General features: G+C 58.3%; 16 protein-coding genes. 6 read left to right on the top strand and 10 right to left on the bottom strand.

The genetic code is table 11. From position 1 onward, the window contains the following. The first annotated feature begins 59 nt into the window (after window positions 1-59). On the top strand, window positions 60-1,127 hold the full coding sequence (locus tag HFD97_RS18275; RefSeq protein ID WP_167432294.1) for a LacI family DNA-binding transcriptional regulator: 1,068 nt from the start codon (window positions 60-62) through the stop codon (window positions 1,125-1,127). Between the two features lie 530 nt (window positions 1,128-1,657). On the opposite strand, the gene HFD97_RS18270 is transcribed toward HFD97_RS18275, so the two are convergent. The 3 genes from HFD97_RS18270 to HFD97_RS18260 all read right to left on the bottom strand — a co-directional run bounded on the left by HFD97_RS18270 (window position 1,658) and on the right by HFD97_RS18260 (window position 6,038). After that, the gene (locus HFD97_RS18270; RefSeq protein ID WP_009093156.1) at window positions 1,658-2,791 is read right to left on the bottom strand and encodes a glutathione-independent formaldehyde dehydrogenase; all 1,134 of its coding nucleotides are present in this window, start codon (window positions 2,789-2,791) and stop codon (window positions 1,658-1,660) included. Window positions 2,792-3,106: 315 nt separating this feature from the next. Next, complete coding sequence (locus tag HFD97_RS18265; RefSeq protein WP_150030299.1) at window positions 3,107-4,054, bottom strand: sulfonate ABC transporter substrate-binding protein; 948 nt, start codon at window positions 4,052-4,054, stop codon at window positions 3,107-3,109. Window positions 4,055-4,148: 94 nt separating this feature from the next. After that, window positions 4,149-6,038 carry a sigma-54-dependent Fis family transcriptional regulator gene (locus tag HFD97_RS18260; RefSeq protein ID WP_167432295.1) on the bottom strand — a complete coding sequence of 630 codons (1,890 nt, stop codon included), beginning with the start codon at window positions 6,036-6,038 and terminating at the stop codon, window positions 4,149-4,151. A 275-nt stretch (window positions 6,039-6,313) separates the two neighbouring features. On the opposite strand from HFD97_RS18260, the gene ssuD reads away from it, so the two are divergent. The 5 genes from ssuD (at window position 6,314) to HFD97_RS18235 (ending at window position 13,275) form a co-directional block, all read left to right on the top strand. Further along, on the top strand, window positions 6,314-7,486 hold the full coding sequence (gene ssuD / locus HFD97_RS18255; RefSeq protein ID WP_009093153.1) for an FMNH2-dependent alkanesulfonate monooxygenase: 1,173 nt from the start codon (window positions 6,314-6,316) through the stop codon (window positions 7,484-7,486). Window positions 7,487-7,505: 19 nt separating this feature from the next. Continuing rightward, window positions 7,506-8,918 (top strand): FAD/NAD(P)-binding protein, encoded by a 1,413-nt coding sequence (locus tag HFD97_RS18250; protein ID WP_167432296.1) that lies wholly within the window; start codon window positions 7,506-7,508, stop codon window positions 8,916-8,918. A 69-nt stretch (window positions 8,919-8,987) separates the two neighbouring features. After that, window positions 8,988-10,394 (top strand): LLM class flavin-dependent oxidoreductase, encoded by a 1,407-nt coding sequence (locus HFD97_RS18245; protein WP_167432297.1) that lies wholly within the window; start codon window positions 8,988-8,990, stop codon window positions 10,392-10,394. A gap of 210 nt (window positions 10,395-10,604) precedes the next feature. Next, a complete protein-coding gene (locus HFD97_RS18240; protein ID WP_167432298.1) occupies window positions 10,605-12,065 on the top strand; it encodes an MFS transporter in 1,461 nt (486 codons plus the stop codon). Continuing rightward, complete coding sequence (locus HFD97_RS18235) at window positions 12,058-13,275, top strand: monooxygenase (protein WP_167432299.1); 1,218 nt, start codon at window positions 12,058-12,060, stop codon at window positions 13,273-13,275. Before HFD97_RS18240 ends, HFD97_RS18235 begins: the two co-directional genes overlap by 8 nt. Before the next feature lie 35 nt (window positions 13,276-13,310). Here HFD97_RS18235 and HFD97_RS18230 read toward each other — a convergent pair whose 3' ends face one another. From HFD97_RS18230 to HFD97_RS18200, 7 genes are all read right to left on the bottom strand, one after another. After that, the gene (locus tag HFD97_RS18230) at window positions 13,311-13,961 is read right to left on the bottom strand and encodes a methionine ABC transporter permease (protein ID WP_167432300.1); all 651 of its coding nucleotides are present in this window, start codon (window positions 13,959-13,961) and stop codon (window positions 13,311-13,313) included. Beyond that, entirely contained in the window at window positions 13,945-15,048 is a 1,104-nt protein-coding gene (locus HFD97_RS18225; protein WP_167432301.1) for a methionine ABC transporter ATP-binding protein, read from the bottom strand. The genes HFD97_RS18230 and HFD97_RS18225 overlap by 17 nt, the downstream gene beginning before the upstream one ends. 2 nt (window positions 15,049-15,050) lie before the next feature. Beyond that, window positions 15,051-15,857 carry a MetQ/NlpA family ABC transporter substrate-binding protein gene (locus tag HFD97_RS18220; RefSeq protein ID WP_167432302.1) on the bottom strand — a complete coding sequence of 269 codons (807 nt, stop codon included), beginning with the start codon at window positions 15,855-15,857 and terminating at the stop codon, window positions 15,051-15,053. A gap of 24 nt (window positions 15,858-15,881) precedes the next feature. Next, window positions 15,882-17,240 carry an LLM class flavin-dependent oxidoreductase gene (locus tag HFD97_RS18215; protein WP_167432303.1) on the bottom strand — a complete coding sequence of 453 codons (1,359 nt, stop codon included), beginning with the start codon at window positions 17,238-17,240 and terminating at the stop codon, window positions 15,882-15,884. Next, window positions 17,237-18,427 carry an SfnB family sulfur acquisition oxidoreductase gene (locus HFD97_RS18210; RefSeq protein WP_167432304.1) on the bottom strand — a complete coding sequence of 397 codons (1,191 nt, stop codon included), beginning with the start codon at window positions 18,425-18,427 and terminating at the stop codon, window positions 17,237-17,239. Before HFD97_RS18210 ends, HFD97_RS18215 begins: the two co-directional genes overlap by 4 nt. 9 nt (window positions 18,428-18,436) lie before the next feature. Beyond that, the gene (locus tag HFD97_RS18205) at window positions 18,437-19,648 is read right to left on the bottom strand and encodes an SfnB family sulfur acquisition oxidoreductase (protein ID WP_167432305.1); all 1,212 of its coding nucleotides are present in this window, start codon (window positions 19,646-19,648) and stop codon (window positions 18,437-18,439) included. A 270-nt stretch (window positions 19,649-19,918) separates the two neighbouring features. Further along, on the bottom strand, window positions 19,919-20,386 hold the full coding sequence (locus HFD97_RS18200; RefSeq protein WP_167432306.1) for an SgcJ/EcaC family oxidoreductase: 468 nt from the start codon (window positions 20,384-20,386) through the stop codon (window positions 19,919-19,921). Window positions 20,387-20,858: the final 472 nt, after the last annotated feature.

The raw sequence follows: 20,858 nt of genomic DNA, 5'->3' as shown, positions 1-20,858 counted from the left end.
ATGTCATAGCATTACGTTTGCAAAAATTTGCAAAAACTGATTGGGATAGAGATCACATTATGGCTGGCAAGCTTCGGATGGATGAAATTTCAACCCTGACCGGTTACTCAGTAAGTACAGTTTCACGCGTGTTGAGCGGCAAATCCTATACCAGCGATAAAGCACGTGAAGCGATTGTTAATTGCGCGCGTCGACTCGGCGTATTGCAGGACATGGTAAGTGGCCGCCTTCTGATTAATGACATCGTCGTCTTTGCTCCGGGACGCACATTCACTCCGCGCGGAGATCACTTCTACCTCGAAGTTACCCGTGGTATTGCTGCGGCCTGTGCATCTCACGATGTCCATATCAGTTATTGTCCTCTGGAAGAGCAACGGGCCAATGTGAAACTGTTTCTGGAAAAAGCAGGGGCGAAAAATATAAGCGCGATCATCATTATTGGCACCGACGATCAAGCTATTTTCAATCTGGCCTCGTCACTGGGTAAACCCTGCGTGCTGATCAACTCGCGTGATAAAGACATGATGCTGGACGCAGTATCACCGGATCATCGGGCAATTGGTTTTGCCGCAATGCAATATCTGTTTGAACAGGGGCATCGACGCGTGTTAACCGTGACCTGCCTGCGACGCGAAACGCTATTTTTGCGTCTGGAGGGGATCAAGCAAGCTTATCGCCACTTTCATATGCCGTTTAATGCACAGCATGACTTGATTGTGATTGAAGCTTACTCGTCACGAGACACGGAGACTGCCTTGAATCGCTGGCTGGATGATCACCCACGGGACCAGTGGCCGGATGTGATTCTGCCGGGTGGGAAGGGCATTGTCACTGGAGTTCAGAATGTGCTGCTGGCACGAGGTCTCCGGGTGCCCGAAGATATTTCGATAATGACCACTGACCTGGCGAGTCGGCTGGAAGGCTCACCGGAGATGCCTGTTACCGGCTTTGCCGTTCCTTGCCGTGAGTTAGGTTACGAAGCGATTCAGCTTATTCAGAACCGCCTTAATCGCCCACATTCACCCATTTATAATCTGTTGTTACAGGGGAAACTGGTAGATCGCGGAACCGTAGCGAATGCGACACGCCATGCTGCTCGTGAAGAAATCAATAACCAATTTGATTGAGGATGTGGTTAAAGTTTATGGAATTAAAGATGGTGTTGTTTTATGCGACTGATGTGGATATCTGCCATTTTAATATCAGTAATGAATGATGATTATTATTTATAATTTTAATTTATGAGGCGTTATTAATAATGTAAAAATACTACGCCCGCTGGCTTACCTGATCCTGAACCGTCATATCCGGACAGCTTTTGTATTTTGAGTTAACGATGCCCGCTGCCGCCGGTATAATTTTTTCACTACCATTCCATCTCAACTCCAACTTTGTTGCTTATATCTTCATCGCGAGCGGTTCGGGGCTTCTGTCATAGTTTTCACGTACCGTTATATTGATTCGCATAATGTAATTTATGTTAAATTAAGGGGCGATGATCGCTATGGATCCCTGATCTCATTGCCCGCCGTGCTGTTTTCCTCTTCTCTCATATCCCAGGATATGATTGCACTGAACATCCCCAGCCACAGACAGGCAGTTTGCGTTCTCCCTCTTCCCACCGCCTGAATGTGTCTTGTTTCTTCTGAACGACCTGTCAGGGTTTCAGAATGACTTTCGTCCAGCCATTATCACGATCATCAAAATGCTTATAGCCTTCGGCTGCGTCTGCCAGCGCGAGTCGGTGCGAGATGATCTGCGCCGGATTGGCTCTGCCCTGATGGATAAGCCTGGCGAGCTGGCGGTTATACGCTTTGACATTACACTGGCCGGTCTTGATCGACTGACCCTTGAACCAGAAATTACCAAAATCGAAAGGCACTTTACCCTCTTTGGCCAGATCGGTCGCTCCGCCGGGGTCCTGCGGAACAAAAACGCCTACCGCACCGATGCCGCCTGTGGCCTTGGTTGAGGCGACCAGGCTGTTCAGCGTGGCAGAGTTGTCCTCGTGGCCATGTTTATTGCAGCACTGATAGCCCACGCACTCGCAACCGCAATCCGTGCCGCGCCCATCGGTTAATTCGAGGATTTTATTGACGGCCTCATCACCCACGCCGTTGATGGCCACTGCGCCCATCTGCTCGGCCAGCGCCAGTCTGTCCGGATGGGTATCCACCACAAACACCTGCGAGGCGCCCTTGATCAGGGCCGAGTGTGCAGCCATCAGGCCGACCGGTCCGGCACCGTAAATGGCAACACTCTCTCCGGGGCGTAATCCTGCCAGTTCAGTGGCATGCCAGCCGGTGGGGAAGATGTCGGACAGTAGAACGTAGTCTTCCTCTTTTTCTACCGCATCAGGCGGCAGCACCAGGCAGTTAAAGTCAGCATAGGGAACGCGCAGTAACTCCGCCTGTCCGCCATCCCATTCGCCCATTTCAGCAAAGCCATAGGCGGCACCGGCCGTACCCGGGTTTGCTGTCAGACAGTAACCGGTTAACCCTTTCTCGCAATTTTCACAGAATCCGCAGCCAACGTTAAAGGGCAGGCAGACATAATCGCCGACTTTGACCCGCTCAACCGCGCCGCCGATTTCAATGACCTGGCCCAGGTTTTCATGGCCAAAGATGCGACCCTGTTCGAAGCTGGTGCGCCCTTCGTACATATGCAGGTCGGAACCGCAGATATTGGTGGTGGTAATACGGACAATGACATCGGTAGGACGAACGATTCTGGGATCCGGCACCTCTTTGACTGAAACGTCAAATGGTCCGTTATAGACAACTGCTTTCATGGTGTTCTCCTCACGTGCATGATCAGTTATGAAGGCTTCGGCTGCGTGAATGTTTGCGGTCGCCACCCTCTTCGTGATGCTGCTTTTTCAATCAAATGACGTGATTGAATGTCTAAGTGTAGAACAGCGCATGACGCAGTCTGAGGATATTAATATTATGTAACCCTATGAAATGTAAGCACCGCTTCGCTAAAACCCTCCTGTTTCTCTCCTTATCAACGCCTTTGCGTCCTGCTGCCGCTTGCCTTACGGCAGGTTAATTTTTGCTCTGAAGCCGGTGGCGGAGATTGCCCCGAAACCCCGCCCGGCTCTCCCCTACTTTTTATCCTGCGACCAGGTGGCGCTGCGGATATCGACCTTCACCGGCAGCAGACCAATCCGGGTAAAGGTATCCGCCAGCGCCTGCTGCTGGGTGAAGACCTCTGGCGTCATCCGCTCTGCGCCAAACGGCATTCTCGCCAGCGCGCGCTGCCAGACAGGCTGGGGTAGCCCGGTTGAGGTGGACATGATTCTGGCTGCCTCTTCCTGATGCTGATTGGCCCAGCTGCTGAGCGTGCCGAGTTCATCCACGACCCTGCTGGCGATCTGCGGGTACCCTTCCGCAAACTTACGACTGGCGAGGTAGAAGGTGTAATGGGGCACCAGTCCTTCTGCATTTTTGATCAGCCGCGCGTGAGCATTGGTTTCCACTTCCGCATAGTAAGGATCCCAGATGACCCAGGCGTCCACCGCGCCGCGCTGGAAAGCGGCACGCGCATCGGCAGGAGGCAGATAAACCGGCGTAATGTCTTTGTAGCTCAGCCCCGCCTGCTCCAGCGCGGTGACCAGCAGATAGTTCACGTCAGAGCCTTTGTTCAGCGCGACGCGCTTCCCCTTCAGATCCGCAACGCTTTTGATCGGCGAGTCGGCCGGAACCACAATCGCCTCGGTTTTCGGGTTGGCGGGCGAATGTGCCAGATAGACCAGATCGGCCTGGGCGGCCTGCGCAAAGGTGGGCGGCGCGTCGCCGGTCGCCGCGAGGTCGATGCTGCCGATGTTCAGCCCCTCGAGCATCTGCGGCCCGGCCGGAAACTCAATCCAGTGAACCGCGATCCCCTGCTTTTTAAATTCCTGATCCAGCGTGCCGCGATATTTCAGCAGCGCGAAGATATTGGCCTTCTGGAAACCGATATTGATCGTTTCGGGCTTCTCTGCTGCCTGGGTGCTGAATGCTAAGCCCGCCTGAGCGGCAATAATGAGTGCGCTGAGTAATACTTTTTTCATTTCTCATTCCTGAGTCTGTTGTAGTCAGCGCAACATATCAAACGCGGGTTGCCGCGCTTAGCGAGGAAAAGTTCGATGCTTAGCTGAAAAAACGCTATGGATGCCAGACTGACTCGCGAACCCGGATAGCGCGACTAAACAGCCCCAGCGCATAGAAGCGGTCTGCGATGGTCTGCTGTTCGCGGATGATGGCTAAATTCATGCGCTGGGTCTGATGACTGCACCGGGCCAGGGCATGCATCAGAGAGGAAGTAGAGATGCCGAGTTCGGTAGAGAGCAGTCCGGCCGCTTCCGCGCGGTGCGCATCAATGTAACGTCCCGTCTGCTCCAGCGCGCCAAGCAGAACCTGCAGCAGATCGCCCGAATGGGCGGCAAATCCGCGTTCGGCGAGATAGAACTGATGGTTGTTGACCCGCCCGGTGCCGTCAGCAATCACCCTGAACTGCCCGCTGTTCTCGGCATCGCTGAGCAGGGGATCCCACATCATCCAGGCATCCACCGCATTGAGATCGCTGGGCGTTAAGGGATATCGGGGCGGCGCGTAGACGATACGCACATCATCCAGGGCTAACCCCGCCTCATCCAGAATCTGCAGCAGCAGATAGTGAACGTTGGAGCCGCGGTTGACGGCGATACGCTTCCCTCTGAGATCGCTTATCTGCTGAATCGGGCTGCTGTCCGGCACCAGCAGCGCGACACTCTGCGGCGCCGCTGGCTCCCAGGCGACATAAATCATCGGGCTGTTGCTGGCCTGGGCAAACAGCGGCGGCACTTCGCCGGTGGTGCCGAAATCGATCTCCTTATTACTCAGCGCATGCAGAAGCTGCGGACCCGCCGGAAACTCGCTCCATAATACGCTGACGCCACGATCCGCCAGCTGCTGTTCCAGCGACTGACGCGCTTTCAGAATGCCGAGGTTGCCGAACTTCTGATAACCGATGCGCAGTTCCCGCTCACGCTCCGGAGCCTGGCAGGAAGGGATCTGGCGCTGACGCAGGGCGGTGCGGCGCGGTTTAATCACGCCGAGGTGTCCCAGCTGGGTTCGCAGCGTATGACGGCTGATGCCGAGCAGAGCGGCAGCCTGAAGCTGATTGCCCTGGGTCAGTTCCAGCGCATTTTTTACCAGCGCGGCAATCACGCGGGGATAGAGTGGCGTTTCGCTCTGCTGCATCTGCTGACGCAGGAACTGATCCAGCGCCTCTTCGCCAGGCGGCAGATCGTTTTCCGCCAGCGGACTCAGCCGCAGCTGCTGCGGCGTCACCACGGAGCTTTTGCTGAGCAGCACGGCGTTGTGCAGCGTGTTCTCCAGTTCGCGGATGTTGCCCGGCCAGCTGTAGGCCATCAGCGTCGCCAGCGCATCCTCGCTGAGGCGGAGCTGAGGACGGCCCAGGCGACGCGCATAGAGCTGCAGAAAGTGCGTGGCCAGCACCGGGATATCCTCGCTGCGCTGGCGCAGCGGAGGCAGCGTCACGCTGGCCACATTCAGCCGGTAGTAAAGATCTTCCCGGAATCGCCGTTCACGAATCGCTGCGGCCAGATCACGGTTCGTCGCCGCAATCACCCGCACATTGACCTTTACCGCCCGTGACGATCCGACGCGGGTGATCTCACGCTCCTGCAGCACGCGCAGCAGCTTTATCTGTAGCGACAGACTCAGTTCGCCGACTTCATCCAGCAGCAGCGTGCCGCCTTCTGCCGCTTCAAACCAGCCGCGATGCCGCTCCTGTGCGCCGGTAAACGCCCCTTTCTCATGTCCAAACAGTTCTGACTCCGCCAGACTTTCGGTCAGCGCGCCACAGTTAACCGCCAGGAACGGCTGCCGGCTGCGCGCGCTGTGGTGATGCAGATAGCGCGCCATCACCTCTTTACCGGTGCCGGTTTCGCCAATAATCAGTACGGTCGCATCGGTGGGGGCGAGCTGATCCAGCACGCTTTTAAACGCGCGCGATGCGGGGTCAATCAACTCAGGGCTGGAAATCTGCATCTCGTTTTACCGGGTTACCAGAAGAGTGATGACCATACCGCGCGTCCGCCGCATAAACGAGAGGCCAGAGGTGCCGGATTGTTGCCGACGCGACAGCCTGCCACCCTGGCTGTTGCAAATGCAGCAGCGCCAGTCGAAATGGTAAATGCCTATCTCACTGAATTAACGGGATAAAAATAGCAGCTTACTCTGGCACGCTATCTGCTAATGGCTATATAACCAAAGGAATTATCCCTATGTATTAAATTCAAATATCGTTATAAAGGAATCTGCTAATGAGCCACGCGACACAGGAAAACCTGAATCTCTTCTGGTTTCTGCCCACCCACGGTGACGGGCGCTATCTGGGGACAACCGAAGGAGGCCGGGCGGTCGATTTACCCTATTTACAGCAGGTGGCGCTGGCGGCAGACAATCTGGGCTACTACGGTGTGTTAATCCCGACCGGCAAGAGCTGCGAAGATTCATGGCTGGTCGCCTCGGCGCTGGCCCCGATCACCAAAAACCTGCGCTATCTGGTGGCCGTGCGCCCCGGCCTGCAACCGCCGAGCCTGGCGGCACGCATGGCAGCGACGCTGGATCGCCTCTCGGGCGGGCGTCTGCTGATTAACGTGGTCACCGGCGGCGACCCGGTGGAGAACAAGGGTGATGGCATCTTCCTCAGTCACGCCGAACGCTATCAGGTGACCAGAGAGTTTCTCGACGTCTACTCCCGCCTGCTGAAAGGCGAGAAGGTCGACTTCGCAGGAGAGCACATTCGCGTAGAAGGCGCGGAGATCCTCTTTCCCCCGGTGCAGGAGAACGGCCCGCCGCTCTATTTTGGCGGTTCCTCCGAGGCGGCTATCGACGTTGCCGCCAGCCAGATCGATACCTATCTGACCTGGGGAGAACCGGTCGAACAGGTGGCAGAGAAGCTGGCGGTGGTGCGTCAGCGGGCGCAGGAACAGGGCCGCACGCTCTCCTATGGCATCCGGTTACATGTCATTGTACGGGAAACGGAAGAGGAGGCCTGGGCCGCCGCCGATCGGCTGATCTCGCATCTGGATGACGAAACGATCGCTGCAGCGCAGAAGATTTTCGCCCGGATGGATTCAGCCGGTCAGGCGCGGATGAGTGCGCTGCATCAGGGGTCGCGGGAGAGTCTGCGCATCGGGCCTAATCTCTGGGCGGGCGTGGGACTGGTGCGCGGCGGCGCCGGCACCGCGCTGGTGGGCAATCCGCAGCAGGTTGCCGATCGTATTCGTGAATATCAGGCGCTGGGCATTGAGAACTTTATCTTCTCCGGCTATCCGCACCTTGAAGAGGCGCACCGCTTTGCCGATCTGGTAATGCCGCTGCTACCGCTGGCGGCAAATGCTGAAAAGAAACAGCGCAGCGTGAATACCGGGCCCTTTGGAGAAACCATTGGCGGCGACCGTCGCCCGGAAAAGCACTCCAGCGCCAGTTAACAGAAGAAAAGGCTCGTTTATGTCACAACAGCAGATTGTCATCATCGGCGGGGGATTCACCGGCACCGCACTGGCGATCCATCTCGCCCGGCTGGGCGAGGCGGGGTTGAGCGTGACGGTGATCGAACCGCGGGCGCAGCTGGCGCAGGGCGTGGCGTATGGCACGCCCGATCCGGCGCATCGTATCAATGTGCCGGCTGCCAGAATGCAGCTGGCCGGGGATGAAGCCGGCGCGTTTGACCGTGACTACCGCGCCTCGCCGCACTTCCGCGACGATCCAGACGCGCTGTGGCATGACGGCAATGTTTACCCGCAGCGCGGTGAGTTTGGCCGCTGGGTCAACGCGCAGTTTATTTATCAGCAGCAGCACTCGCCCGTGACGCTTCGCCATTTACGGGACAGCGCGGTTTCCCTGCAGGATGGCATCGTCACTACGGCTTCCGGTCAGCGCATCCGGGCCGATCAGGTGGTGCTGGCGATCAGTCATCCGCCGCCTGAACTGCCTGCGCTGCTGAAGCCGCTGCAGGCGCACCCCGCCGTCATCGCTAATCCCTGGCAGGGTGATGCGCTGGCACGGATTGCGCCAGACGAGCGGGTGGCGATCATCGGCTCAGGGCTGACCATGTCTGATGTCGTCGCCTCGCTGCACCGCCAGCGGCATCGCGGCGGGATAACCGTTTTCTCGCGTCGCGGGCTGGTGCCGCGCGCCAACCTGAGCGGCAGCGAAGAAGAGTACAGGCTGGATTACCGCCTGCCGCAGCCCGCCAGCGCGCGAGGCTGGTTACATCGGGTGCGTCAGGAGGTTAAACAGGCCGCGGCGCTGAACCTGCCCTGGCAGCTCGTGCTGGATGATATCCGCCGCAACGGGCAGCGTATCTGGCAGAGCCTGCCGCTGCATGAACAGCAACGCTTTCTGCAGCATCTTCGTCCCTGGTGGGACGTTCACCGCTACCGCATCGCCCCGCAGGTCAGCCAGGTGCTGACTCAGCTGCAGGCCAGCGGGCAGCTTTCGCTGCAGGCGGCGCGTCTGATCGCCGCCGAACCGGCGGGAGATGCGCTCCGGCTGACGCTGCGGCTGCGGGGCGCGCATCAGGAGAGCCGGCTAGTGGATCGGGTGATTGTGACGACCGGCCCGGCGCATAACGCGCTGCTCAACAGCAATGATCTGCTGCGCCAGCTACACCGCGACGGCGTGATTCAGCCCGACGCGCTGTCGCTGGGCATCAGCGTCAATGCGCTGTCGCAGACGCTGGATGCCAGGGGCGAACCCAACCCGCATCTCTATGTCGCCGGGCCTGCCGCACGCGGACGTTTTGGCGAGCTGATGGGACTGCCACAGGTGGCAGAGCATGCGGAATGGGTGGCGCACAGGCTGCTGAGCATCACGCCCTCCTCCCTCAGTGAGCGATGTCCCGGCTCCCTGACGCACTGATTCAGCCCTGAAAAAACCTCAATCTATACGCGGGCGGCAAGCGATTGCCGCATCCGCTCAGGAGTCGCTATGTCATCGCAACGTGAAATTCGTCTTAACGCTTTCGATATGAACTGTGTCGGTCATCAATCTCCCGGCCTGTGGGCGCATCCCCGCGACCGCTCCTGGCAGTATAAAGATCTGGAGTACTGGACCGACCTGGCGCGCCTGCTGGAGCGCGGTAAGTTTGACGGGCTGTTTATTGCGGACGTGCTGGGCGTCTATGATGTGCTCAACGGCAATAACCAGGCGGCCATTCGCCAGGCCACCCAGGTGCCGGTCAACGATCCGCTGGCATTAATCACGCCGATGGCGCTGGTGACGGAGCATCTGGGGTTTGGCCTCACCGCCTCGCTCTCGTTTGAACACCCCTACCCGTTTGCACGGCGCATTTCCACGCTCGATCACCTGACCAAAGGCCGCATTGGCTGGAACATTGTGACCTCCTATCTGGAGAGCGGCGCGCGCAATATCGGCCAGCAGACGCAGACCGATCATGACGCGCGCTATGACTATGCCGATGAATATCTTCAGGTGATCTACAAACTGCTTGAGGGAAGCTGGGAAGATGACGCAATCGTGCGCGATCGCGAACGCCATATTTTCAGCGATCCCGACAAAATCCATCCGATTAACCATCAGGGCACCTTCTTTCAGGTGCCGGGCATTCATCTCTGCGAACCGTCACCGCAGCGCACGCCGGTACTTTACCAGGCGGGAGCCTCCAGCCGCGGCAAGGCGTTTGCGGCGGAACATGCCGAGTGCGTGTTCGTGGCGGCGCCCTCGAAAGTGCTGCTGAAAAAAACCGTGGCGGATATTCGCCAGCGAGCCGCCGCGGCGGGACGCGATCCACGCGACATACTGATCTTCAATCTGCAGACGGTGATTGTGGGTGAAACTGACCTGGCAGCGCAGGCCAGATGGCAGGAGTACAAAAGCTATGTCAGTTACGAAGGCGCGCTGGCGCTGATCTCCGGCTGGACCGGTATCGATTTCGGCCAGTATCAGCCGGATCAGGTGCTGAAGCATCTGCACACCAATGCGATTCAGTCTGCGGTAGAGACCTTCTCCACCGCCGATCCGAACCGCCAGTGGACGGTCCAGGGCCTGGCAGACTGGGTCGGGATCGGGGGATTCGGGCCACTGCTGGTGGGCAGTGCCGAAACCGTGGCGGATGAGCTGCAGAGCTGGGTGGAGGAAACCGATGTGGATGGTTTTAACCTCGCCTACGCCGTAACGCATGAAACCTTTACCGACGTAGTGGAGCTGCTGGTGCCGGAGCTGCAAAAACGGGGTGTCTATAAACAGGATTATCAGCCGGGAACGCTGCGTGAAAAGCTGTTCGGACAGGGGCCACGGCTGGCGTTGCCGCATCCCGGGGCTGGCTATCGCCGGCGTTCTGATTCAGCGCAGCGGACGCTCAACCTGGCGGTTTAGCATCAGGCTGTTCGCACAGCCGCCTGACAACGGATTTACCTGAACGCTGCCGGATGAAATAACCCCTTCATCCGGCCTTTCGCATGCCAGTAAAAAAATCATTAACTTATTGAATTTATTATAATCCTTATCCATATTTGTTGGTTGTTTACTGCGCCGGGAATACCTATAAAAGCCTCGTTACCTGCTGAATACAATAACGAGGATACGATGAGTACACTGAATATTGACGACACCCTGACCATCCCGCCGCCCCACTCCACGCCGGTGCGTTCGGTGAGCGACGTGGCCCGGCTTATCAACAGTAAAAGTGAGAAAAACAGCTACGCCCGCTGGATCGTGTTTCTGGCGCTGGGCGGTGTGTTTCTTGATGCCTACGACCTGACGACGCTCTCTTACGGCATTGATGATGTCGTCAGGGAGTTCAGCCTGACGCCGGTGCTCACCGGGCTGGTGACCTCCTCCATCATGATCGGCACTATCGTGGGCAATCTGATCGGCGGCTGGCTGACCGATAAATATGGCCGCTACTCCGTATTTATGGCGGATATGCTCTTCTTTGTCGTCTCGGCCATCGCTGCGGGTCTGGCACCCAACGTCTGGGTGCTGATTGGAGCGCGCTTTCTGATGGGGATCGGCGTGGGGATCGATCTGCCGGTGGCTATGGCTTATCTGGCGGAGTTTTCTAAATTCTCCGGCAAAGGCAATAAAGCGTCGCGCCTCGCGGCCTGGTGCCCGATGTGGTATGCCGCCTCATCCGCCTGTTTCTTCATTATTTTTGCGCTCTATTTTCTGCTGCCTGCTGAACACATCGACTGGTTATGGCGCGCCTCGCTGCTGTTTGGTGCCGTACCGGCCCTGCTGATTATCGCGGTGCGCAGCAGATTTATGAACGAGTCTCCCCTCTGGGCGGCTAATCAGGGCGATCTGCGTGGTGCGGTGCGCATCCTGCGCGACTCTTACGGCATCGAGGCGCATGAAGTGCAGCCCGAAAGAGGCGTTACCGTGAAGGCGGCGCCGGAAGTGAGTTTCCGGGTGCTGTTTCAGAAGCCTTATCTCGAGCGCACGCTGGTCAGTGGGGTGATGAACGTCTGTATCGCCTTTGAATACACCGCCATCGCCTTCTTCCTGCCGTCGATCCTTGCGCAGTTTCTGGGGGCGGGCGTCTTCGAAACTATCTCTGCCTCGCTGGGGCTGAATGCGCTGTTTGCCTTTACCGGCGGCCTGCTGGGCATGCGGATGGCGTGGAAATTCCCCTCCCGTCATGTGGCGATTGCCGGCTTTGCGCTGCAGTTTATCGCGCTGATCTCGCTGGCACTGATTGGTCATCCGCAGGCGACGACGGGCGTGGTGGTGGCGGTGCTGATGCTCGGTCTCTGGCTGTTTGCTGAAGGTTTCGGGCCGGGTGCGCAGTTGATGATCTATCCGGCACTCTCCTACCCGACGCCTATCCGGGCCACCGGCGTCGGCTTCAGCCGCTCGCTTTCCGGCATTGGCAGTGCGCTGGCGCTGTTTATTCTGCCCATTCTGCAGGCGCGCTACGGCACCAATATGTTCTGGATTGTCTCTCTCGCCGCCCTTATTCCGATTATTTTCCTGTTGATCGTCCGGTTTGAACCGACCCGACAGGACATTGATGAACAACCCGCCACAGGAGACGATCATGTCTGAACTCAACCCGACTGAATTTGCCGCGCTGCGTGACCATTTCAGACCGCTTTTTGACCGTATTGCCAGCGAGGCGGCGGCACGGGAAACCGGCCGCACGCTGCTGCATGAGCCGATCCGCTGGCTGAAAGAGGCCCGGTTCGGCACACTGCGAATCCCGAAAGAGGACGGCGGCTTTGGTGTTTCGCTGCCCCAGCTCTTTTCGTTACTGACTGACCTGGCCGAGGCAGATTCGAACCTGCCACAGGCGCTGCGCGCGCACTTTGCCTTTATCGAGGATCGCCTGAACCAGCCTGACAGCGACGCACGCCGTCGCTGGTTCCGGCGTTTCGTCGACGGTGAGCTGGTGGGCAGCGGCTGGAGCGAGGTCGGCGCGGTGAAGCTGGGTGAGGTGATCACCCAGGTTTCCCCCGCGCCGGCGGGATGGGTGATCAGCGGTGAAAAGTTTTACAGCACCGGAACCCTCTATGCCGACTGGATCGATGTCTATGCAAAGCGGACGGACAACGGCCGTGATGTGATTGCGCTGGTGAACACGCACCAGACCGGGGTGGAGCGCGATGACGACTGGGATGGTTTCGGGCAGCGGCTGACCGGCAGTGGCACCACCCGCTTTCATCAGGCCGGGGTTGAGCAGCCCCACGTTTATGATTTCAGCGAGCGCTTCCGCTATCAGACCGCTTTTTACCAGCATGTCCTGCTCGCAACGCTGGCGGGAATTGGCCGGGCGGTGGTGCGCGATGCGGCACAGGGGGTGGCGCAGCGTAAGCGGATTTACAGCCACGGCAACGCCCCTCAGGTGAGGCAGGATGTGCAGGTGCTGCAGGTGGTGGGACAGATCAGCAGCTGGGCCTGGGCCGCCGAAGCCGCCGTTGAGCGCGCGACCCACTCACTGCAGCGGGCGTTTGAGTTACAGCTCAGCGGCGCGGATGACGCTGCCCTTCACGCGGCTAACGTGCTGGCAGAAGTGGAATCTGCTAAAGCGCAGACCGTAGCCACGGAGCTGGTGACGCGGGCCGCCACGGAGCTGTTTAATGCGCTTGGCGCGTCGGACACCCGCGTCAGCAAGGCGCTGGACCGCCACTGGCGCAACGCCCGCACGGTTTCATCACACAATCCGGTGATCTATAAAATCCGCAATGTGGGTGACTGGGAAGTGAACGGCAGCGATCCGACGTTCATCTGGCAGATAGGCAACGGCGAAGGCGCGTGAGAACGGTAAGGCCGGGGGTTCCCGGCCTTACCCGCTCAGCGATGATTCAGACGACGCGACAGCCGGTCTCCGCATAACTGAAGCAGCGTGACCAGTGTGACCAGCACCACAATGACCGTCACCATGACCTGCATGTCAAAGCGCTGGTAGCCATAGCGATAGGCCAGATCCCCTAATCCCCCGGCACCGATGGCACCCGCCATGGCTGAGGCGTTGATCATGGTGACCAGCGTAATGGTGAAACCACTGACGATGCCAGGGCGCGCCTCCGGCAGCAGGACATGCCAGATAATGTGCCAGCGATGAAAACCCATCGCCTGCGCCGCTTCGGTCAGCCCTTTATCCACTTCCCGCAGGCTGACCTCCGCAATGCGGGCAAAGAACGGGGTTGCCGCCAGGGTCAGCGGCACGACGGCCGCCCAGACGCCGTAGGTCGTCCCGACGATCCAGCGGGTAAAGGGGATTAACGCCACCATCAGAATCAGAAAGGGTATGGAGCGGAAGAGATTCACTATCCAGCCCAGCACACGATTGAGTGCCGGACTGGGAAAGAGATCGCCCCGTCCGCTGACCACCAGAATCACCGCCATCGGCAACCCCAGCGCCAGAGCCAGCGCAGAGGAGACGCCAACCATCAGCAGGGTGTCCAGTAACGCGGTCCACAAACGATCAATAGCCTGTGACATAACCCACTACCTCCAGTCGATCGGCAATGTGCGCCAGTTGAGCGGTGACGGATTGCGCCTCATGCTGTGCATCCAGCAGCACCAGCAGCTGCCCCACCGGTTTCTGTTCCACCCACTCAATCGCGCTGTGGATCAGCGTGATTTCCCCCGGCACCCGCGCGCCCAGCGCGCCGATGTCGGGCCGGGCACCCTGTCCGGTGTAGCGCAAACGCAGTAACAGCCGCGCATCCTGATGCAGCCGGTGATCACTCAGGCGGGCGGCAACGGATTCGGGCAGCGTCTGATGACCGGGATTGAGCAGCTGACGCGTGGTTTCCTGCTGCGGGTCGCTGTAGACCTGCCAGACCGGGCCGCGTTCGATGATTTCTCCCTGATCGATGACCGCCACGTTGTGGCAAAGGTCATGCACCACATCCATCTCGTGGGTGATCAGCACAATGGTGATATGACGCTGCTGATTAATCTTTTTCAGCAGCGCCAGAATCGCACGCGTGGTCTCGGGATCGAGTGCTGAGGTGGCTTCATCGCACAGCAGCAGTTCCGGGTCGTGCACCAGCGCACGGGCAATACCGACGCGCTGCTTCTGCCCCCCGGAGAGCTGTGCAGGCCAGGCGTGTTGCCGCGCTTCCAGCCCGACCAGCGCCAGCAGTTCATCCACCTTTCGCGCCCGCGCCGCCGCCGGCACGCCAGCGACCCTGAGCGGCAGCTCAATATTCTGTCTGACGGTTTTGGCGGAGAGCAGATTGAAGTGCTGAAAGATCATGCCCGTGCTGCGCCGCCATTCGACCAGCTGCCGCGCGCTCAGCGCACTGATGTCGGTGCCGTCGATGACGATGCGTCCAACGGTGGGATCTTCCAGGCGGTTCAGGCAGCGGATAAGCGTGGATTTACCTGCGCCGCTGCGGCCGATGATGCCGAAAATCTCACCGCGCTGGATCTCCAGATTGATGTGATGCAGCGCATCGGCCGTCTGACCGGGATAGCGTTTACTGACCGCTTCCAGCCTGACGTGAGCAGCAGCGTGGGTGCGGATTGCGGCGGCGGCATGGGGCAACGCCGTCGCGTCAGGAATGACCAGGCTGACCATCGTTACTGACTCCAGCCCGGCTGATAGAGTCTGCCGTAGAAGCTGTCGAGGCTGGCGCGTACCACCGGCGAATGCTGATAGATATCGACAAATTTTGCCAGGCGCGGATCGTCCTGGTGCCCCTCCCGAATCACAAACTGAATCACATATTCCGGATGTTCCAGCCCGTCGAACAGCAGCGCGTGATTCGGATCGATGGTTTTCGCCAGACGCAGATAGTGCGGATACCCCTGCGCCAGGTCGACCTCTTCCAGCGACCGTGAGAGCTGTACCGCTTCGACCTCAATGATTTTCAGCTTCTTAGGATTGCTGACGATATCATCGACCGTGGATTTCAGTCCGGCGCCCGGCTTGAGGGTAATCAGCCCCGCCTTCTGCAGCAGGAGTAATCCACGCGCGCCGTTGATTGGATCGTTGGCGATGGCGACGATGCCCCCTTCCGGCACCTGGTCAATGGCGCTGTGCTTTTTAGAGTAAAGCCCGATATTGTTGATGATAGCAGGCGCATAAGCGACCAGATGGAACCCTCCTGACTGATTAGCGTTCTCCAGAAAAGGCTTATGCTGGAACAGGTTAACGTCGATATCGCCATTCTCCACGCTGACGTTGGGCGCAGTCCAGTCGGTAAATTCAACCAGTTCAACCGCCAGCCCCTGCTTTTTCGCTTCCGCCACCGCCGTCTCCAGCGGCGGAGCAAAGGCCGCGGTCGTGCCCACTTTGAGCGGACCGGAATAGTCTGCAGCGGCGACGGCAGAGAGTGTCAGCAGCAAGCCGCCCAGCGTGGCGCGTAATCTGTTTGTTCGTGTCATGATGATTCCTTGAGGTTAAGCGGATCAACGACGGCCGGTGGCATGACGCCACTGCGCCGCCGGGTGGCGATCGGGCAGGCGATCCTGCTGAAAGAGTTTGTTGCGCAGTGATCCGGGCTGATAAGCCGTTTTGTAGCGACCGCGCTGTTGTAATTCCGGCACGACTAACTCGATAAAATCACGGTAACTTTGCGGGTTAAGAATGCGGGTCAGGTTGAAGCCGTCGATATCTCCCTCATCCATCCACTGCAGCAGCGCCTCCGCAACCTGCGCGGGATTGCCGATAATCAGGGGATAACGACTGCCCATGGCGTGCTGCTCCAGCAGGCGACGGCGAGTCCAGCCGCTGTACGCCTGACTGACCGACTCTATCGCGCGTGTTTCACCGCTGATGATCGGCTCATCGGGACCGAAAGCTGCCAGATCGAGGCCAATCGAGCTGGAAAAATGGGCGATACCCGCCTCCGGGCTGGCATATTCGAGATAGCTGCGGTGCTTCTCCTGCGCTTCCCGCTCGGTCGGAGCCACAATCACACCGACTCCCATAAAAATACGCAGGTCCTCTGCACGGCGGCCCGCTGCGGTCGCCGCTTCACGCAGCCGCTGCGTCTGCTGACGCATTGCCGCGGGTGTCGCGGCATTGACGAAGGTGCACTCGGCATGACGCGCCGCAAACTGAATACCCCGGGCAGAGGTGCCGGCCTGAAACAGCAGCGGCGTGCGCTGGGGTGACGGACTGCTGAGGTGATACCCCTCAACCTGATAAAATTCCCCCTGATGTCTGATGGGATGAATTTTGCTGGCATCTGCATAAAGACGACGCTGGCTGTCGACGACGAGGGCATCATCCTGCCAGCTGCCTTCCCAGAGCTGATAGCTGACGTCGAGAAACTCATCCGCCTGAGCGTAACGCTGGTCATGCGCCAGCAGCTGTTTGTTACCCATCGCCCGTGCGGCACTGTCCAGGTAGCCGGTGACGATGTTCCAGCCAATCCGCCCCTGCGTAAGATGGTCGAGCGTTGAGAAACGACGGGCAAAGGGAAACGGTGCTTCATAGCTGAGGTTGGCGGTCACCGCAAAACCGAGATGCTGTGTGACGCCCGCCATGGCTGAAACCAGCATCAGCGGATCGTTGACCGGCAGCTGAATCGACTCGCTCGCCGTCAGCCCGATACCCTGCTGATAAACGTCATAGACGCCCAGGATGTCCGCAATAAACAGTCCGTCGAACAGCCCGCGCTCCAGCAGGCGTGCCAGATCGGTCCAGTAACTCAGGCTATTGAATTCGGTGGAGTGATCCTGAGGGTGTGTCCACATGCCGTGATGAATATGCCCGACACAATTCATGTTGAAGGCGTTGAGCAGAACCTGTTTCTGACTCATAGCGTGCCCCGGCGCGGCGGCTGTACGCCATTGAGCAGGAAGTTGCCTATCGCGGGATATTTCCAGCGTACCGGATCGTGCAGGGTGTGAGTCCGCGCATTGCGCCAGTGGCGGTCGAGATGATATTCACGCAGACTGGCCCGAGTGCCGCCGAGTTCAAACAGCAGGTTAGCGGCCTCCAGTGCGACCTCTGTGGTCCAGGCGCGCGCCTTCGCCACCTCAATCGAAGCCTGCGCCACCGTATCAGCGTCAGGCTGTTGTTGCGCAACGTCAATGGCTGCACCCGCCTCCGCGATGAGCGCCTCGCCGGCCCGCAACCGTGCCGCCAGACGCCCGGTGCGATCGAGTGTTAAGGGGTCCTCACAGGCGCGGGTCACGCCGCTGTCTGGCCACGGCCGGGCACGCTGACGCAGAAAGTCGAGCATGTCCTGAAACGCCGCCTGGGCAATGCCCTGATCGATCGCGGCATGCAGGATCTGCGCAAAAGGGCCCAGCGAAGTTGGCCGTTCAAATGCCGTCTGAAACGGCACCACATCGTCTGCCTCCACCCTGACGTTCTCAAACAGGACGCTGCCGCTGCCGGTGGTGCGCTGACCGAAACCACTCCAGTCATCAATAACCGTCACGCCTGCCTGATGTCGGGGCACAAATACCAGCTGCTCTTTCTCGTCTTCGTCGCGCGCCGCCGTGGGAATACGATCGGCAAACAGCGCACCGGTGGCGTAAAATTTAGTGCCGTTAAGGACATTATCGCGGATCTGTGTGGTGCGCTGATGCGCCGCGCGGGAGGCAAATTCCGCCAGTGCATTTCCCAGATGGACGCCAGCCAGTACCTCGCCATAAAAGCGTTGCTTTTGTGATTCGCTGCCGTTGAGGCGCAGGACTTCCAGCGCGTAGAAGTGATTCTGCGGAACCTGCCCTATCGCCGCATCGGCCTCACTGAGCAGGGTGATAACGGAGGCGAGCGTGGTGGTTGAAACCGCAATGCCGCCATACGCCTTTGGCACGGTGATCGCCCCCAGGCCTGACTGAAACAGTCTCTGCAAGGGGGCATAGGGCAGCTCACGTTCGCGATCCCGCTCGGCGGCACCCGCACGGAACGCCTGCGCCAGTTGCGCGGCCACGTCCAGCGCCTGTTGCTCACTGCGGATGCGGTCGGCGGGCTGTTTCGGCTGAACCTGACTCATTCTTTCTCCTTAAATCCACGCATGGCGCGCAGGGTAGATCGCATTGAGGTAGTAATTACCAATGGCGTGGGTTTTCCAGCGCACCGGGTCATGCAGCGTGTGGGTGCGGGCATTGCGCCAGTGGCGGTCGAGTCCATGCTGCAGCAGCGTCGCGCGGCTTCCACCCCATTCCAGCAGCTTTTCGCTGGCACGCAGCGCGATATCGGTGGTCAGCACCTTGGCTTCCGCCACGGCAATTGAGGCGGCGGCGCTGTTTTCCGCCGTCAGAGGCTGCGAGGCCAGCGAATCAAGCACGCGGGCCGCCCGTCGCAGCAGGGCATTCGCGGCACTCAGTTCGGTACTGATGCGCCCGATGTCAGCCAGGATATAGGGGTCATCAGCGTTGCGAGCGACGCCTGCATCCACCCAGGAACGTGAGTGATGGCGGACAAACTCCAGCGCATCGTCCAGCGCGCCCTGCGCGATACCGGCATCAATCGCTGCCTGAATCAGCTGTGACACCGCACCACGCAGGGTCGGTTTGTCTGACGATGGCAGGGGAATGATTGCGTCAGGCCCGACGATGACCCGATCAAGCCTTACCGTTCCGCTGGCGGTGGTACGCTGACCCATCCCTGACCAGTCATCCAAGATCTCCACCCCTTCGGCCGGCAGCGGGATAAAAGCCATGGCCGGCTGGTCGTCCTCCTGCAGTGCGGTCGTGACCAGGATATCCGCGAACAATGCGCCGGTTGAGTAGAATTTCTCCCCGCTCAGACGCGATGTCTGACCCTCACGCACCAGTCGGGCCTGGATGTCGCGGGTATGGCGGCTGTTCTTTTCAGGGCCACCGTTGCCCAGTCGCTTGCCACTGACCACCGCCTGCAGCCATTTTTCCTGCTGTGACGGTTCGCCTTCGCCAAGAATGAACTGGATCAGGCCAAAGTGGTTCTGCGGGATCTGGCCCAGGGAGGGATCGCTGGTCGAGATGATGCGGAAGACCTCCGCCACGGTCTGGAAATCCAGCCCGCCACCGCCAAAGCGGCGTGGCACGCTGATGCTGCCCAGTCCGAGCCGGGTAAACTGGCTGATCAGTTCACGGGGATAGAGCCGCTGCTGATCCCGGGCAACAGCACCCGGTTTCGCCTGTTCAGCCAGCGCATGCGCGGCCTGAATGGCCTGTTTTCGACAGGTTATGACAGCCACCTGAAAGGTTTCGGGTGGATCGGAAATAAGATTCATGGCGCTTCCGGTAAAAGAGCGAGACATCAAATCAGGCAGGCTGATATTGAGGGCATCACATTAATTAACGTTGAAAGCGATAATAGGCAGCTGGTCAGAACGAAGTAAATAGCGTGGTTATTACAATATACGCAAAGCTAATTCATATTACAGCTTTGCATTTTAAATGCATATATGGCTGGTACTGCAGAAGTGAAACTGTCGGTTTATATAAAATTAAAACCAGCTTCAGAGGCTGGTTTTAATTTTTATGGTAATGATGTGCAGGGATTATTTGCTTGCAGACTCCGGCATTGCCGAGGAGTGATGGGTCGAAATTTTCCAGCCTTTTCCATCCCAGACGTAAGTAAACGTATAGCGCGCGGTTACCTGCGTGTTATCTTTAAATGTAAAGGTATAAACGCCGGCATCAATCGCTTTATTACAGCCGGTTCTGATGGTGCGGGAGTTGATTTTACCGCGCGGGCCTTTTTTCAGAAAGTCTTTGAAGTAATCAATCCGTTCCTGATCGGTGAGTCTGACCTGATTGGAGATGGTGGGCAGTAATACCGCATCACTGACATAGAGTTGCGAAACTTTAGTCGCATCGCCGGTTGCCAGCGTGTCATTCCACTTGTCGAACAGGCTGGCGACATCCTGTTCAGAGGCTTTAATGCAGGTTTCTGGCTGCTGTGCCAGCGTAATGGCGGGCGCACAAAGCAGACCTGTCAGGCATAGTGATAATAATGTTTTTTTCATGAAATAGTCTCCATTAACTCATCCTGGCTTAGGGTGGCGCCCTCTCTAATCTCTGAGAAAACACCGGTAAATACGGGTTAAAATAAGGAATCGTGAATCTGAAATGTAAAGGATGTAATTATTTTCTGATGCCGTAATGAATAAAAAGCAGCCGGATTTATTTATACTTTTGTTAAGCCTGTCTGTCAGTGCTCTGCTATTATGACGTAACGTTACCTTACGCCCTGCTCTGCATGGAACTTAAATCTCTGATATGCGATTATTTAGATTTATATACTGATTTCATATTCTCCTCATCGGGTTGTTAACGGCGTTAAAGCGCATTTTTCAGGAGTAAAGCAGGGGGCGCAGATAACGTGTCCGCAGCGTTTCGGGTGATATTTAAAGCGGAGGTAAATATAGCGTCGCAGTTTTTTAATCAGCGCCAGATGGCTAATTACTTCACGACCGGACATTGACGGATCTCAGTTAA

The sequence above is a fragment of the Pantoea sp. EKM103V genome (assembly GCF_011800365.1).
Lineage (GTDB): Bacteria > Pseudomonadota > Gammaproteobacteria > Enterobacterales > Enterobacteriaceae > Pantoea > Pantoea anthophila.
This window is presented reverse-complemented; position numbering and strand designations above follow the sequence as displayed.

Excerpts from the sequence above, each read along its gene's own strand:
- HFD97_RS18265 (WP_150030299.1), bottom strand. The coding sequence starts at position 4,054 with ATGAAAAAAGTATTACTCAGCGCACTCATTATTGCCGCTCAGGCGGGC.
- HFD97_RS18240 (WP_167432298.1), top strand. The coding sequence starts at position 10,605 with ATGAGTACACTGAATATTGACGACACCCTGACCATCCCGCCGCCCCAC.
- HFD97_RS18200 (WP_167432306.1), bottom strand. The coding sequence starts at position 20,386 with ATGAAAAAAACATTATTATCACTATGCCTGACAGGTCTGCTTTGTGCG.
- HFD97_RS18235 (WP_167432299.1), top strand. The coding sequence starts at position 12,058 with ATGTCTGAACTCAACCCGACTGAATTTGCCGCGCTGCGTGACCATTTC.
- HFD97_RS18275 (WP_167432294.1), top strand. The coding sequence starts at position 60 with ATGGCTGGCAAGCTTCGGATGGATGAAATTTCAACCCTGACCGGTTAC.
- HFD97_RS18220 (WP_167432302.1), bottom strand. The coding sequence starts at position 15,857 with ATGACACGAACAAACAGATTACGCGCCACGCTGGGCGGCTTGCTGCTG.
- HFD97_RS18245 (WP_167432297.1), top strand. The coding sequence starts at position 8,988 with ATGTCATCGCAACGTGAAATTCGTCTTAACGCTTTCGATATGAACTGT.
- HFD97_RS18260 (WP_167432295.1), bottom strand. The coding sequence starts at position 6,038 with ATGCAGATTTCCAGCCCTGAGTTGATTGACCCCGCATCGCGCGCGTTT.
- HFD97_RS18205 (WP_167432305.1), bottom strand. The coding sequence starts at position 19,648 with ATGAATCTTATTTCCGATCCACCCGAAACCTTTCAGGTGGCTGTCATA.
- HFD97_RS18270 (WP_009093156.1), bottom strand. The coding sequence starts at position 2,791 with ATGAAAGCAGTTGTCTATAACGGACCATTTGACGTTTCAGTCAAAGAG.
- HFD97_RS18230 (WP_167432300.1), bottom strand. The coding sequence starts at position 13,961 with ATGTCACAGGCTATTGATCGTTTGTGGACCGCGTTACTGGACACCCTG.
- HFD97_RS18225 (WP_167432301.1), bottom strand. The coding sequence starts at position 15,048 with ATGGTCAGCCTGGTCATTCCTGACGCGACGGCGTTGCCCCATGCCGCC.
- HFD97_RS18210 (WP_167432304.1), bottom strand. The coding sequence starts at position 18,427 with ATGAGTCAGGTTCAGCCGAAACAGCCCGCCGACCGCATCCGCAGTGAG.
- ssuD (WP_009093153.1), top strand. The coding sequence starts at position 6,314 with ATGAGCCACGCGACACAGGAAAACCTGAATCTCTTCTGGTTTCTGCCC.
- HFD97_RS18250 (WP_167432296.1), top strand. The coding sequence starts at position 7,506 with ATGTCACAACAGCAGATTGTCATCATCGGCGGGGGATTCACCGGCACC.
- HFD97_RS18215 (WP_167432303.1), bottom strand. The coding sequence starts at position 17,240 with ATGAGTCAGAAACAGGTTCTGCTCAACGCCTTCAACATGAATTGTGTC.